This is a genomic window from Prosthecobacter sp. Pr1, assembly GCF_057652315.1.
In genome coordinates this window covers 251,382-264,311 of sequence record NZ_JBYFBS010000006.1, presented here as the reverse complement: position 1 = coordinate 264,311, position 12,930 = coordinate 251,382, and the positions used below count along the sequence as shown (strand labels likewise).

Below are 12,930 nucleotides of genomic sequence, written 5' to 3'. Positions count from 1 at the left end.
GGTGTGAATCAAAGATCAGGCAGGCTCGGCTTCGCCCACGTAGAGCTGCGCCACTTCCACGCCGGTATCGAATGAGCGCGTGCTCTGAAACTTCAGCTTGCCCACGGCGCGGGGTTCAGCGCCAAAGGAGAAGTTGGCCCCCGGCACCAAAGCCGCGCCACGCACGGCCACATAGATGCCCGTCCCCTGACACACGATCTCCATGCCAGATGCGCTCTTGCGGCCGCCCAGGGCAGTCCCCCATCCCGCCATCGCCATGACGGCGGCGCGGGTCAGGTTCATGGGCTCCAACTCGATTTCAACGCCGTAGTCAACGATGGCCACATTGTAAGTGCCAACGCCATTGATCTTGTCCTCAACGAGCTTGGGCGTTGTTTTGAGGGTGAAGCCGCTGTCTGCCAGATCAACAGCCGTGGCACCCAAAGAAACGCTCCACGCGGGCGTGATGATGGCGCTCGTGTCAAAGAGCGAGTCCCCCGGGTAGCTCACGCTCGTTTCATTGAAGAAGTTCGCCAGCGTGTTGCCGTCGCCACTCAGCGGCACGATACCCCAGAACTCCACTTCACCCAGCGGCGTCTTGCGCACATCACCCCGGATGTCAGGCTCCTTGTACACAAAGCCGTTGGGGATGCGGCAGCGTTTGCCGCTCGTCGTGTGAATGTCCAGCGGCTTGTCTGTGCTGGCAAGGATGGAGGCACCGCGTGCCTTGGCCGCAAACGGATACAGCTTGGCCACAGCGCCATCACTGAACTGCTGCACGATGCCTTTGATCTTCACCAGCCGCCCCACCGGGATGCGGTCCAGATCACCAAACATGGAGGATGGCAGAGAGACGACTTCCTCCATCATCTCCACCGTCCAGGGGGCTTCAGAGTAAAACGTGGCGGGCGTTCCGGCTGCATCAAGGATGATGTGGCCTGGTTCACGGAGGATGAGTGTGCGATTGTTGGACATGGCGTGTTAGTCGAGGGTGATTTCTGCGCTGAGATCGTTGCTGGCCTGCATGCCTGCATGCTCGGCGGCGGTGCGCAGCCGGTGGTCACCAGCTGCAAGGGTGAAGGGTTCGGCATAAGTCAGCACGGCTGCATTGCCGCTGCCCGGATAGCCGCCATCCAGCGTGTAGTAGATGGCCGCGCCTGCTGTTGTGCAGGCCAGTGTGATGAGGGTTCCTGCGGCGCTGATGGTTGGCGTTGCCACCTTGGGCAGTGCATCCGGCGTGATGTTTTGGATGAAGGCGCACTCATGCGCTTTTTCGTCATCCGGCAGCGGCACTTCCTGCACCATGGCCTTGAGGTCGCAGTACAGCGCATTGCCACCACGGAAGGCGCGGCGGTTGAGCACCTGCACCACATGCAGCGCCAGCTTGCTGGCTGTGATGCCAGTGCCATCCACACCTTCATTCGTGAGCCGGTTCTCGATGATGCGCACCTTGATGAGGAGCTGCATGGCCGGGGCCGCGCTGTTCACGCTCTCACCCTTCACGTCCGGCAGCATCACCACGCAGGCCAGGCCTGCCTTGCCGTTTTTCTTTTCCATGCCAGCCAGCGCGCTCTTGATCATTTCCTCAATCTGCTGGCTCTGTCCCATGATTGGATTGCCCTCGTTGTCGAGTGTCAGCGCCGTGCGGGATTGGTACACCGGCACATACGCGAGTCCGGCATCGCTCGAAAGAGCGCCGTAAACATCGTCATGCAGCTGCTGGATGAAATCATCAATCACAGCCGCCATCCTGCATGCCACATGGCACCTCATCACCGCGCCCGGTGGGACGAGTGCGCAACAGGGAGCATGGGGATGCTGTAACGGTTTACAGTATCGAGATCGTCAGCTCCGCCGCAGCTTGCTCAAATAACCGCGTGCTCCGATCTCAGCACCTTGTGCGTACTGCTCCTCAGTCGGCAGCAGGCCGGTGTCCTGTTGCAGCACGACCATGCTCTTGAGCAGGTAGTACAGCTGGAGCGTCTTGCCTTCACGCCGCGCCAAAAAGGCCAGCCCCTTGCCGCGCTTGCTCACATACACAAACAGATCTCCGAACTCACGCGCCCGCCTGCCATAGGCCTCGGCACGCCATGGGATCGTCAGCATCTTGCCAGCCACAGGCTTGATGGTCACCGGTCCAAACACACGGCGGAAGATCGCGCCCGTAACAGCCAGCTCCACGCCTGCGCTGCTCGCCGTGTAGCTCACCAGTTCGGCACGCTTGGTCAGGTAGCCTGTGGGAGTGGCACCCAGTCTGTTCGCAGTATCATGCGTGTCAGAGGCTTTCGTTCGAATGTGCATCCGCGTGCCTGCCGCCGCCGCCGCGCCGATGTACTCATTGAGCGGGGTGAGATCCTCCAGTTCCTTGTGCAGCTCCTGCAACACGGGCGTGTTGTCATCCACCACGATTTCGACATTGATAAATGGAGTCATGCGGTTAGAGTGGAATCCTTCACAGCACCCTTTCGCGCCTCGGCAAACAGTTGGCGTGAATGTGTAGAGCCAGGGAACTCCAGCCCTGTTCTCACCTGAGTCGTAGGCCCGGTTGACCGCAAGGGAAGCCGGGCTTTTTCATGTCTGCTCATGAGCGTGGTTTTTTCCGGCCCCGGATGTCATCATGAATCAGCGTCGTCACACTCCAATGCCCGGGCCTTGAGCGTTTGACCACTGCCGTCCATCCTGCATGCCGGATGTAACGTTTGTCCGCCTCTTCATGTTTGCCAACCTTGCCGTGTGCCAGAACCACAGGCAGACGCCTGATGGCAGTCATGCCCCGCTTTGAGTGGATGTGATGAATTCCCCATCCGCCCGCATGCGTGGCACCTTGTTCATTCTCCGCCTTGGCACCGCGTGCCCCCCACAGAAAATCAATGCCGCCCAGTCCCTTCACCTCCATGGCCCCGGGCTTGTCTTCTTGATTGAGGATGACTTTCTTCAGAGCATCCGCGCCGAGTCTCGCCTGTTTTTTCCGGCGTCTGGTCTCCCAGCCTTTGAGCGCACCTGCACGGTTGCCCATGTTGATCCTGATCGCATCATCAATCAGCAGCAGGCAGTCCAGGCCATCGCACAGGCTGGCTGCATTCATGCGCTGCTTGCGTGGCGGCGGCGGTGCATTGCCAAAGACACTCTTGAGCGTGAGCTTGCCATTCTTGGCCTCGGCATTGTCCATCGTCTTCTTCAGCCGCGCCAGCGTGGCCGCGCTCAGGCCGTTGGTGCTCACCGTCGCAAGCGGCAGCGGTAGCGTCATATCACGCGCCATCTTGGCCATGGTCTTAGCCAAGGCAGGATCTGCCTTCTGCTTGGAGAGCGCCGTTGCAAAAGCCAGCGCGATGGTGTTGGGCTTCCGCTTCTGCAAGTCCGCGTCTTCGCTGAACTTTTGCAGGCTGAGGCCGAACGCTTCCGCCTCGGCACGGTCCTTCACTTCCCAGCCCATGCCGCTGTTGAAACGGAAGGGAGGATGACTCACATCCAGCGCATCAGGAAACAGCGCACTGCTTCCCACGGCGGCCCAGATGGGCGAGATCTTCAGCGCGATCATGCGCCCCTGTTTGAAGGCTTCTTTGGAGACGCCTTCCCAGTTGATGTTGTCCGCAGCGATCTCCCAATCACGCAGCCATTCACGCGGCACACGGCGTGACTCGATGCGCACGAGTTCATATGCGGGGAACAGATCCAATGCGGCGAAGCTCAAGCCCTGCTGTTCCTGCCCCTTGCCAGCCAGAAGCTTGAGCTGCGTGTCGAGGATGAGGTTGATGCGCTTGTCACTGCTGAGATCTTGCAGGGAGCCTGCACGCGCCGGAGGGATGCCAAGCTCCTCGTCCCCAGGGAACCCTGTCACCGGATCGTATTGCAACCGCAGGAGGATGTCTTTCAACTCCAGCCTCAGCTTCCCCTGGTCTCCATCATAGCCATTGGCAACGAAGCGCTCAATGCGCTGCTTGAGTTCATCGAGGTACACCCCATTCGTCGTGCGTGCGCTGAACACGGCGCGCTCCTTGATCGCCTTGGTCAGTTCGCGGATCTCCGCCGTCCCCATCCAGGTGGGATAGATCCCGCGCTCACGCGCCAGCTTGAACGCCGCGCTGAGCGTGCTGCCGTAGGGGTTGGGGATGAGCAGGGACATGATGTCTAGCGGTGAATGATTGAATGCGCGCCCTCCCACTCGGCGCGTTCTATGTCGCCAAACTCAGGAGGTGGCCGGGGCATCAGAACAGCCCTCCCGTGTTCTCCCGTCTCATGCGTTTCCTGCCCTTGCTCACCAGTCCGACACTGCCACCACCCGCCTGCTGGGCAGGCTCCGCCAGCGTCACGGGTTGCACGAGCTTGAAATTGCCCGCCGAGACATCACGCAGCTTGCGCATCGCCTCGTCATATTCTTTGACGCGCAGGTCATCCAGCAGCGCCTTCATCTTCGGCAGGCGTGTGAAGATGCGGTAACGCACGATCACCAGCAGTGTGGCGCGCAGCTCATCCGGCACGGTGCCTTCGATGCCCAGCACATTGGAGGCTTCCGCCGCGATGTAGCCGCGAGCTTCCGCGATCGCGTTGCTGATCACCTCCTCAACCAGCTCAGTGCCCGTCTTGCCATCCGGCAGTGAGGCCGTGGTGATGCTGCTGTACTCAGCAGCGCTGACGATGCCTTTGACATCGTCGATGGTGATCGTGTTCCAGGCCATGATGGGGATTGCTGTGTTGCAGCCTCAAGACTGCGCACCGCGTCAGCGGTGCGCAGGGTTTGAGGCGGCGCTTAGCTGATGGTGAAGCTGCGGATCGCCAGATTGCTGGTCAGACGCAGATCTTCGTAATGCTCCACGGCGATGATCCACTGTTTGACGCCATGAGGGATGCTGTGAACAGCATACTGCGTGCCCTGGTCTGTGGGGCTCCAGAAGTCCTTCACGTTGGAAGGATCTTCCTCATCCGCGTTTTGCAGCGCGGTGAACATCAGCACCAGCTGGCCGAGCACCTGAGACTTGGCCGTTTTGGTGGAGGCATAGCGGGAATTGCTGTGCCGCACTTTTTCGACTCCGAGCAGTCCGGCCAGCATCTCCGGTGTCATCCCCGCAGAGGAGAAGCCACCCGCAGAGTTTTGGGCGCGGTGAGCAATGGCGCGCTTGCTCCAGGCGGTGTCACCATAACCGACCCGCAGAGGCTTCTGCCCCAGAAGGTCAGCCGCCGTCACCAGTTCGCTGATCACATCCATGTCAGGATCTTTGCCAGCGGTGGTGTCCCACGTCTTGCCGGTGTTAACATCGGCGGCGGTGTAAAGTGCGATCGCACGACGCAGCTTGTTCATCATCAGGCGGCGCTTGATTTTGGCCACGCGCTTCTTTTCCCAGTCGATCTCTTCTTTCACATCATCGAGATCAACCACGATCTGCAGGCCACGGTTGGCCGTTTTGCCAAGCGTCTTGGTGGTGTTGTATTTGACGCTCTTGAAGTCGGCACCGCTGGCACGCAGATCTTCATCCGCGTCAGAGAGGAACGACTCCCAGTTGATGTTTTCGGCATACTCAAAACGCCGCGTCACCGGCACGGAGGGCGCGAAGAAATCGAGTTCGTCTTGCAGTTCGCCATCGTCTTTCCAGCCGGTGGCGTAGATGGTGAGCTTTTCAGAAAAGCTGCCCTGGATGATGCTGGAAGCATTCATGCGGCTGATCTCCTCTTTCTTCCCGGTGAAGTCCGGGTCGGTGTTCATCGCCATGATGGCGGCGACAGCGGTTGTCATGGCCTCGAAGCGCTTCTGCGCATTGAGGCGTGTGGTGCGTTTGATCATAAAAGGTGTGAGTTAAATTGAATGATTGAGGTGGTTGATGAATGGAGGTTATGCGCCGAGGACGATGACGACGGCACCGTTGACCATGGCGGCCTGGGTGGTGGCGAGGTTGGCGGCATTGGCCACGACTTTGGTCAGGACTGGCAGGCAGGGCTCAACCTCCATTTCCAGACCAGCAGATCCAGCAGTGCGTGACTTGCCCACCTTCCAGAAGGTGCCAGCCGTTGCGGGTGTCGTGGTGATGGTGCCATCCCCATAGGAATACACATCCACATCCGCGCCGATGGTGCCTTGAGCAACCATGAGCACCGTGGACTTGACGACTCCCAGCAGCTGGACGGCGATGGGATCTTCAGCATCAGTTGCTTCATCAGTGCAGACGCCGAGAGGTTCATCAGATGCAGCCGCGCAGACCGCAGCGTGTTTGGCATCGCTGCCACGTTTCACCAGCAGGAACTTGGCGGCGATGGAGGCATCAGCCCGGAGGCTGAGCGTGTGATGCGTCCCATCCCCAAGCGCATTGTAGCGCACACGGCGGCGGGTGTCTTGACTGAAGGCCATCTTCCACATGGGGATAATGACCGCGAGGAGAAAGGCTGCGAGAATGAGGCAGCCCATAACGAGTTCGATTTTCATTGGTTATGTCTTACTTGGTTTCGGTTTGTTGTGAGCTGCCTCAAAGCGCATGCCGTGAGGCAAAGGGTTATTTGGACTCGGCTTGGTCCTTGAGTTTTTGATCGTGGGCTTTTTGGGCGGCGTGGGCTTCCTCAGCCTGCTTGCGTGTGATGCCGCCAGTCATGCGGCGCCGGATTTCTCTTTCATCCGCGCTTTCAGAGGCGGGCGGCTTTTCCTTGCCGCTGGCCGCGAGTGCCTTTTCAAGATCGGCGACCTTGATCGTGAGCGCCTCGTTGTCGGCTCCGAATTTGGCGTTGTCGGCTTCGAGGGTGCCGATTTTCTTCAGAGCTTCTTCAAGCTCCTGCTCCAGCTGTTCTTTCGTTTTAGTGGCCATGGTGGTGTGTGGTGGCGGGTGGTGTTGGATGTGCGTTGAACGCGGTTAAAAAAATCATGCGGCAGGTGCAGCGGCCTTCATCGCCTCAAACAGAGGCTTGAGTTCCGTGGAGTCTTCAGCGGCCTTGTAGGCCTCGTCATAGCCCACGCTCTTTTCAGCCATGTACTTGTCAGTCCAGGCGTTGATGCGCGTCATGCGGTCGCGGGCGTCCATCATGGCAGGCTTCTGCCCGCCAATGTTGAGCCCCTTCGTGTTGAGACGTGAAGGCACCGCGTTCAGCTCCTCAAGAGTCTTGTCCACGTTGGCATTGAGTCGTGCACGCACACTCTCTGCGCCCTCGGCATCAGCTTCGGCTTTTGTCAGACGTCCCGTTTCAACGAGGCGGCTCAGCTCGGCATTGATGCGGGCCGTTTTCGCCGCATCACGTTCAGCGGTCAATTCACTGATGCGCTGTGCATGCGCCGCAGATGCCGTTGTGGCGGCATTGATGCGGGTTTCACGCTCCGCATTGGCGGAGATCAGGCCTGCACGTTCCGTGATGAGCATGCCCACCAGCTCACGCACGGGCTTGTTGGCATCGGCGGAGTTGAGGGCGGTCTTGATCGCATCGGCAATCTCCGTGCTTTCTTTCTCCTGCGTGCGCTGCCATGCCACGCTGGAGATCATGGAGCTGATGCCGCTGAGCACGGCCTCGTCAGTGTCGGTTTCCTTGAGCAGGCCGCTCTTGATGAGCAGGGCTTTGATTTGTTCGAGCAGGTTCATGGGCTTGTCTTCGGTTGTGGGTGGTTCGGTTTCTGGATGGGCATTGATGGCGCTCTTCACGCCTTTGATGTTCGGGCGGCTGGTCATCCCCACGCTCCACAGCATCACGGGGCGCTCTTTGCCGGGCTCCTGTTCGTCGGTATCCCAGGCCACCGATGGGAAGCCGTGTTTCTTGAGCTGCTCGCCCGCATCATCATTCCAACGAATGCGGCCATTCAGACCATGAGCATCCGCGCTCACTTCCACCACATCCCCCAGCTCGATGCGCTGCGGCCAGATGTCAGGAGCAAAGTCAGGATGTCCCACGTAGACCTTGCAGGAGTTCAAGCGCGCCAAACGCGCAACTCTGCGGTGCCACGCATTGAAGCGTTTCACCAATGCCTCGCCATCCGCTTGAGCGAAGATCTGCACCGCCTCGGGCGTGCCGTCATCCTTGCGCTCACTGGTGGGCCATTCGCCATACGGTGCCAGTTGGATCCATTCCGGCAGTTCGGCATTGATCTGAGTTCTCAGGCCGCTGGCAAAGATGCGTTGCAGCTCCGCATTGAGGCGAACGACGGCAATCTTGCCAAAGAATTGATGCAGGTTGGTTTTCATGATGGGTTTGAGTTGGATGCCCAGCCATTGACCAGGGCGGTGGCCAGAAGGTCTCCCCATGCCTCTTGCTGCGCGGAGTCGTCGCCGATGCGTTCAGGGAGCCGCTCCACAAATCCGGCCAGGGCATTGAGCCGCGTGGCCTCCGGTGCGTTGAGCACGGCTTTCATCTCCTCGACAAGTTCGGCGCGATCTTCGCGGCCCGCCTTGGCCAGCAGCCTTGCGGCACCGGCCAGAAACTTTTCTTCCGCAGCATCCGCATTGAGTCTTGCGGCATCCTCCGCTGCGGCAGGATCAGCGGGCGCAGCAGCGGCACGCGCCAATGTGAGCAGGGCCTCGCCTTGCTTGGGCTGCGCCATGCCAAAGCGTTCCAGCGTGTCATTGATGGCAATCGGCGCACCCAGCGGCACCAGCGCCTGGATGACTTGCAGCAGCAGCTTCAAATCCTCGCTCTGCGGCACGATGAGACGGATGTAAGCCTTGGGCGATGCGGCGGCGGCCGCACCAAAGTGGAACTCCAGCACGATGCGCTCAGTCTCGTTGAGCTTCTCGGAGATCGTGAGGGCATCGTCTTGCTCGATGAGATCCGTCTCGCCGCCTTGCAGGGATGCGCCCGCACTATCCTTGGCGCTCATCGTGCTCAGATCCGCACCGCGCCACAGTGCGGTGAAGCGTTTGTCCACGCGGTCGATGATCGCAGGCATGGGCAGAGAACCGGTGCCACCCTCGGCGCGGATGAGCTGGATGGGGTCTTTCACCTGGCCATCGTCACCATAGAGCACAGCGGCCCAGTCCTGCCCGAAGGCCTCCACCGCTTCAGCCAGGGCCATGCCGCCCTCAGTGTCTTTGCCATGCTTCGTGCGCCCCAAGATCCCGGGCGTGCCGAACTTGTCAGAGAAGGCCAGGAAGTCAGCCAGCGCATTTCGCTTGCAGAAGTAGCCAATGGAACCCGCAACCATGAGGCCGTCTCCCACCGTGGTCATCCATTCGGTTTCTTCCAGCGTCTGTCCCTCCGTTTCAAACCCGGTCGGGCAGAAGCGCAGCAGTCCGGTGCGGTTCTCAAAGAATTGCAGCGGCACGTACTCAAAGATGCAGTCCAGCCTGTTGCGTGAGGGCTTCCAGATGAGGTGATGATTCGCGTACTGAAAACTCACGCCCTCCATCATCTGCCGCACCAGCAGCGCGAAGCCGCCCTTTTGATTGAGATCAAAGGCGTTCACGGCACGCACGTTGTTCCAGAAATCCGTGAGCACCGCCTTTTGCTCCTTGGCGGCGCTGGAGTCATCCACCGTCAGCACCTGCCATTCACGCCGGGAGACACTCTTCTCCCGCTTGGGCTTCACAATGCTGATCATGTCATCCCGCCGCGCCATGGGCTGCCACATCGTGGCCGCCTGCCGCAGATCTCCCCGGTCAAAGCCGTCAAGCGCACAAGCAAGCGTCTCGCCGCTCAGGCCGCGAAACATGGCCGTGCGGATCTCCCGCACATAGCGGAGCATTTCACGACTGAAGATGGAGGTGCCTGGTTTCAAGTCCGGCTAGACTGCATGCCCCGGCGCATCTCATCACCGCGCCCAGTGGGACGAGTGAGCATCAAGAAAGGCGGCTGCACACCCCATGCAGGCCCCCTGCGAAACCCGGAAACGCCCGCCCGCAAGCCCCTCCCACCCCAAACCACCGCCCGCCCCACCTTTCCCCTCACCGCCAAAACCGGCCTCCCGACCCACCGCCAGAACGGCCCTGCAAGCGTCCTGCAAGGTTTTCTGGCCCTCCACACCCCTATTCCGGGGTGATGACAGCGAAAATGGGGGTCTGAGGCGAATTTCGCGGCCTCGGCTCAAAGCCCGATAATTCTCTTCAATCTGGCTCTCAAACCAGCCTCTTGAGGGCTGTTGAGTCCATGCTGTCCATTGTCCTTCGCCACCCGGCTAAAGCCGAACTCCGCACCGTTGCCAGTCGCTTCGGTATGATTGGCCAGCATCTTCGCGGCGCACATGTCACCATGGCTGGCTGCATTGAGTGGGTTGGTGCCGAAATCAAAGGTCAGCACGCCATTTGTGATCGCCTTCTGCGTGCTGTAAATGTCCATGGCAACATCATCATTGCCGGTGGCAAGGCGGCACTCGCCACTGGTGAGCGAGTTCATCAGGCGTGATCCCATCTCGCTCTTGCTGTTGCGAGTGAAGGGCACGCCGACAAATCGCCCTCCGGTGCGCTGCTCCGCCGTCCAGGTGATTTGACGCCCCAGGCCGGTGGCATCCCCGCAGCCCCGCGCATCCGGAAGCTCCATGAACCACATGAGCGCCGTCGTCAAGAAATCCCAATCCTCCGTTTGCGTGGTGAGCAAGGCGCGCTGCTCAAGGCCACGCGGCGTCTTGGCGTCAATCCACATGGCGGCAAGGTCTCCATCACCGGAGGCCGCCACGTCAAACCCAATGCGCATCTTCTCCTTGCCATTGAGCGCCCCGAACTGCGCGGCCATCCATGCATGCATCTTCTTCATGCGGTATTCCGCGCTCGTGTCTGGCAGGCCGAACAACTCCTTGATCTGATGATCATGCAGATGATGCCGGTAGATGAACTGATCACGGCAGCGTTCAATCACCGACCAGGGCACAATGCTGCTGCCGGTGTCGGAGGGGTTGCACTCAAAGCGTTCCGCAAAAATCGCAGGCGTGAGCGCACGCCGCCGCGCATCCTCCAGAAACTCTTCACGCGTCATCTTCATGCCGCTGCGCTCATTGATCTTTTCCACCAGCCCCTCCGCAATGGCATCATGAATGGTGTAGATGCGCACCTTCCAGCCTGAGTCCGGCTGGCTGGCCAGTTTGAAGAGCACCTGATTCACCCAGGTATTGACGCCATTGCACGCAGACCATGCGATGTAGTCATAGCCAAATTGAATGCGCGTGGAGAGCGCCGTATGCATCTGCTCCTGCCGTTCATGGAATTCGCACTCATCCCAGCGTACATCACCTTCAAAGGTCTGGATGGCCCAGGGCGAGGACGAAAACAGAATGATGCGTGCCCCGCCGTCAAACTTGTAGATGCCCACCTTCTCCTGTGTGGCGATGGTTCCACCTTTGCCATCATCGCGGTGCACCGTGATCCATTCCTCATTCCGGGAGATCACAAACCGGCCAAGCTTGTACAGGTCGATCCAGAATTCAATGTACCGCCCGAACTCCAGCGCACCGTTCCAGTTTTGCGTGGTGAACAGGCAGTCACGCCCCGGGCACATGATGCGCTTGCGCACATCCTTGAGCGCCATCGTCCACGAGATCCCGGTGCGGTTTGCCTTCCGGTAGAATTGATAACGCCATTCATCGAGCACGATCTCTGCTTGAGTCTTGAGCAGGTAACGGCTCAGGCCTGCATCCGTATCAAACTGCGGCCCGGTGACGAGGTGCATCACTTCACCTCCTTTTGAGGTTTCGGCCTGCCGAGAAGGAGATGATCCATTTCCGCGATGAGCTGCTTGCGCATGTTCTCATCCATGCCGCCAGTCTTGAGCACATCCTTGGCGCGCTGCGCTGCGAGCTTGGCCTGCTCCGCTTGAGCTTCCAGCGCAGCGATCTTCCGCTCCGCCTGCACCAGCTTCTTCTCCGCCTGATCAAGGCTGCGGTCCTTGCGCTTCAGTTTCTTGTCTTCCAGCTGCATCTTCTCAGCATGCACGGTCTGATTGTTCTCAAGCTCCTTGTGTCGCTGGATGATGCTGGCGACGGCTGCGAAGGTTTTAGCATCGCCCTCTTGAGCCGCTTTGCTGATGAACACAGCTTCACCGATCTTGGGAATCAGGTTCGGATCTATCGCAGTCTCCGTGCGAAGCATCCGCTTCAAATCCTCCACGTCTGCATTCCATGCGCCAATCCGCTGCTGCATCTCATACCAGCCGCGCCACTCGCTGAGGCTGCTGTCATTGGTGCGCACGCCGTTGTTGGAAAAAACCCATTTCACGCCATCGTCCAGCGTACGGCCTTTGCCGTCCGGGCCTTTGCTGCGCAAAAACTCAAAGAGCGCCGCCTGATCTTCAGGCTCCATGTGCTTGAGCACGGCGGATGGCATGGGCTTGCGGTTCATGCTCGGTTTATTTCGCTGATGATTTTTTGCGCGATCCAATGTGAGCATTGCACAGCAAGCTCCTGGATGACCGTTGCAAAGTCGCGGCTATCATTGGAATGGAGCAGTGCCGCGACGTTCTCAAGCACCACCCATTCAGGCCGTAGCTCATCGAGGATACGTAGGACTTCGTAGAATAGGCCGCTGCGTGGGCCCCTGAGCCCCGTTCGTCCTTCCCGTCTGACTGCGCCGGAGTTGCTGATGTCCTGACACGGGAACCCGGCAAGGACGCAATCCACATATCCAAGCGCTTCCTTCCCGACCGTGCGGATGTCAGCAAACCTTTGCGCGTTGGGAAATCTGTCGGCAAGCACAGACCGGTTGAGCGGGTTGATTTCAACCTGCCACCGGGTTTCAAATCCGGCTTGTTCAAAGCCGAGGTCGAGCCCGCCGATGCCTGCGAAGAGGCTTCCAACTGTGGGTTTCTTTTTTTCATTCACGCTGCTGCGAGTCCTTTCTCCGTGAGTGTCCACACATCGCACTCAAGCTCCTCATTCCGGCCCGCCTTCACGTAGTCCTTGCCTTGATTCCAGACGATGGCGGCGAGGAGATCCACGGCCTTGGCTTCCGGTGCCAGCGTGCGCAGCTGCATAAGAAGCCCCGCCTCGCTCCACTGGCGGGTGGGGGCCATCTTCATGACATCCCGGATGACGGGGCGAAGGGCAATGGAGGCGGTGGTCATAGTGGGGGG

General features: G+C 59.7%; 14 protein-coding genes. All 14 read right to left on the bottom strand.

Annotated elements, in window-relative coordinates; genetic code table 11:
- Positions 1-15: 15 nt before the first annotated feature.
- The 14 genes from AC24GY_RS12880 to AC24GY_RS12815 all read right to left on the bottom strand — a co-directional run bounded on the left by AC24GY_RS12880 (position 16) and on the right by AC24GY_RS12815 (position 12,921).
- The gene (locus AC24GY_RS12880) at positions 16-954 is read right to left on the bottom strand and encodes a hypothetical protein (protein ID WP_487683422.1); all 939 of its coding nucleotides are present in this window, start codon (positions 952-954) and stop codon (positions 16-18) included.
- A 6-nt stretch (positions 955-960) separates the two neighbouring features.
- Positions 961-1,728, bottom strand: a complete 768-nt coding sequence (locus AC24GY_RS12875; protein ID WP_487683420.1) for a chitobiase/beta-hexosaminidase C-terminal domain-containing protein — start codon at positions 1,726-1,728, stop codon at positions 961-963.
- 96 nt (positions 1,729-1,824) lie between these two features.
- Entirely contained in the window at positions 1,825-2,412 is a 588-nt protein-coding gene (locus tag AC24GY_RS12870) for a hypothetical protein (RefSeq protein ID WP_487683419.1), read from the bottom strand.
- A 148-nt stretch (positions 2,413-2,560) separates the two neighbouring features.
- The gene (locus AC24GY_RS12865) at positions 2,561-4,102 is read right to left on the bottom strand and encodes a hypothetical protein (RefSeq protein ID WP_487683417.1); all 1,542 of its coding nucleotides are present in this window, start codon (positions 4,100-4,102) and stop codon (positions 2,561-2,563) included.
- Between the two features lie 82 nt (positions 4,103-4,184).
- Positions 4,185-4,655 (bottom strand): phage protein Gp36 family protein, encoded by a 471-nt coding sequence (locus AC24GY_RS12860; protein ID WP_487683415.1) that lies wholly within the window; start codon positions 4,653-4,655, stop codon positions 4,185-4,187.
- Positions 4,656-4,726: 71 nt separating this feature from the next.
- Positions 4,727-5,755, bottom strand: a complete 1,029-nt coding sequence (locus AC24GY_RS12855) for a hypothetical protein (RefSeq protein ID WP_487683413.1) — start codon at positions 5,753-5,755, stop codon at positions 4,727-4,729.
- Positions 5,756-5,803: 48 nt separating this feature from the next.
- Complete coding sequence (locus AC24GY_RS12850) at positions 5,804-6,391, bottom strand: hypothetical protein (RefSeq protein ID WP_487683412.1); 588 nt, start codon at positions 6,389-6,391, stop codon at positions 5,804-5,806.
- A 67-nt stretch (positions 6,392-6,458) separates the two neighbouring features.
- Entirely contained in the window at positions 6,459-6,764 is a 306-nt protein-coding gene (locus tag AC24GY_RS12845) for a hypothetical protein (protein ID WP_487683411.1), read from the bottom strand.
- A gap of 54 nt (positions 6,765-6,818) precedes the next feature.
- On the bottom strand, positions 6,819-8,123 hold the full coding sequence (locus AC24GY_RS12840; RefSeq protein ID WP_487683409.1) for a hypothetical protein: 1,305 nt from the start codon (positions 8,121-8,123) through the stop codon (positions 6,819-6,821).
- Positions 8,120-9,652, bottom strand: coding sequence for a phage portal protein family protein (locus AC24GY_RS12835; RefSeq protein ID WP_487683407.1), 1,533 nt, complete (start codon positions 9,650-9,652; stop codon positions 8,120-8,122). The genes AC24GY_RS12840 and AC24GY_RS12835 overlap by 4 nt, the downstream gene beginning before the upstream one ends.
- A gap of 305 nt (positions 9,653-9,957) precedes the next feature.
- Positions 9,958-11,532, bottom strand: a complete 1,575-nt coding sequence (locus AC24GY_RS12830; RefSeq protein ID WP_487683405.1) for a hypothetical protein — start codon at positions 11,530-11,532, stop codon at positions 9,958-9,960.
- Complete coding sequence (locus AC24GY_RS12825) at positions 11,532-12,200, bottom strand: hypothetical protein (RefSeq protein ID WP_487683403.1); 669 nt, start codon at positions 12,198-12,200, stop codon at positions 11,532-11,534. The genes AC24GY_RS12830 and AC24GY_RS12825 overlap by 1 nt, the downstream gene beginning before the upstream one ends.
- A complete protein-coding gene (locus tag AC24GY_RS12820; RefSeq protein ID WP_487683402.1) occupies positions 12,197-12,679 on the bottom strand; it encodes a DNA cytosine methyltransferase in 483 nt (160 codons plus the stop codon). Before AC24GY_RS12820 ends, AC24GY_RS12825 begins: the two co-directional genes overlap by 4 nt.
- Positions 12,676-12,921, bottom strand: coding sequence for a hypothetical protein (locus AC24GY_RS12815; protein WP_487683400.1), 246 nt, complete (start codon positions 12,919-12,921; stop codon positions 12,676-12,678). The genes AC24GY_RS12820 and AC24GY_RS12815 overlap by 4 nt, the downstream gene beginning before the upstream one ends.
- Between the last annotated feature and the right edge of the window lie 9 nt (positions 12,922-12,930).

Coding starts and splice junctions, on each gene's coding strand:
- AC24GY_RS12860 (WP_487683415.1), bottom strand. CDS start 4,655: ATGGCCTGGAACACGATCACCATCGACGATGTCAAAGGCATCGTCAGC.
- AC24GY_RS12830 (WP_487683405.1), bottom strand. CDS start 11,532: ATGCACCTCGTCACCGGGCCGCAGTTTGATACGGATGCAGGCCTGAGC.
- AC24GY_RS12865 (WP_487683417.1), bottom strand. CDS start 4,102: ATGTCCCTGCTCATCCCCAACCCCTACGGCAGCACGCTCAGCGCGGCG.
- AC24GY_RS12880 (WP_487683422.1), bottom strand. CDS start 954: ATGTCCAACAATCGCACACTCATCCTCCGTGAACCAGGCCACATCATC.
- AC24GY_RS12825 (WP_487683403.1), bottom strand. CDS start 12,200: ATGAACCGCAAGCCCATGCCATCCGCCGTGCTCAAGCACATGGAGCCT.
- AC24GY_RS12845 (WP_487683411.1), bottom strand. CDS start 6,764: ATGGCCACTAAAACGAAAGAACAGCTGGAGCAGGAGCTTGAAGAAGCT.
- AC24GY_RS12855 (WP_487683413.1), bottom strand. CDS start 5,755: ATGATCAAACGCACCACACGCCTCAATGCGCAGAAGCGCTTCGAGGCC.
- AC24GY_RS12870 (WP_487683419.1), bottom strand. CDS start 2,412: ATGACTCCATTTATCAATGTCGAAATCGTGGTGGATGACAACACGCCC.
- AC24GY_RS12850 (WP_487683412.1), bottom strand. CDS start 6,391: ATGAAAATCGAACTCGTTATGGGCTGCCTCATTCTCGCAGCCTTTCTC.
- AC24GY_RS12815 (WP_487683400.1), bottom strand. CDS start 12,921: ATGACCACCGCCTCCATTGCCCTTCGCCCCGTCATCCGGGATGTCATG.
- AC24GY_RS12840 (WP_487683409.1), bottom strand. CDS start 8,123: ATGAAAACCAACCTGCATCAATTCTTTGGCAAGATTGCCGTCGTTCGC.
- AC24GY_RS12875 (WP_487683420.1), bottom strand. CDS start 1,728: ATGGCGGCTGTGATTGATGATTTCATCCAGCAGCTGCATGACGATGTT.